Source organism: Nonomuraea sp. LPB2021202275-12-8, assembly GCF_037044575.1.
Taxonomy (GTDB): domain Bacteria; phylum Actinomycetota; class Actinomycetes; order Streptosporangiales; family Streptosporangiaceae; genus Nonomuraea.
Genome location: NZ_JBAHWD010000151.1, coordinates 1 through 537 on the forward strand (window position 1 = coordinate 1; position 537 = coordinate 537).

General features: G+C 72.4%; 1 protein-coding gene. It reads right to left on the reverse strand.

Annotated features, from left to right (window positions below; translation table 11 throughout):
• Nucleotides 1-159 precede the first annotated feature (159 nt).
• Nucleotides 160-537: transposase domain-containing protein (locus tag V5E28_RS49130; RefSeq protein ID WP_336217209.1), on the reverse strand; the 378-nt coding region annotated here is incomplete at its 5' end.

Genomic DNA, 537 nt, shown 5'->3' on the forward strand with positions numbered 1-537 from the left:
TGGTCTCGCCGGTGGAGGCCGGGGCGAAGACCGCATCCAGCAGGGTGCGGGTGCCGCAGGCGAGCAGGGTCAGCAGGCGCAGCGCCGGATAGCCGGCGCCGCCGTGGTTGCCGCGCTGCTTGGGGTAGACGGTCAGGTTCGCGGGGCTGTCGGGCACGCTCATGACGGTGCCGTCGATCGCGCAGACCAGCAGTCCATGCCAGCGGGCGCCGGGGATGGTGATGCCGGCCGCTGGGCCGCGTAACAGCTCGAACAGCCAGCGTAGGGGGCGGCGGTGAGGCGCTTGCGGGCTTGGGCCAGCGCGGCGCCGGTCGGGGAGGCGACGGGCAGGCCGGTCAGCCCCGCCGTAAGCCGCTGCCATACCTGCCGCCAGCCCAGCTCGGGGAACAACGTCCCGGCCAGCATCAGATAGACGACCACGCGGGAGGGAAGGTCACGGACCCGCCGCTGAACCCGGCCGGTCTGCCGCAGTGCCTCATCGACCATCTCGAAGGGCACCAGTTGGGTCAGTTCCCCCAGATGGCCGGGGGCGAAGAC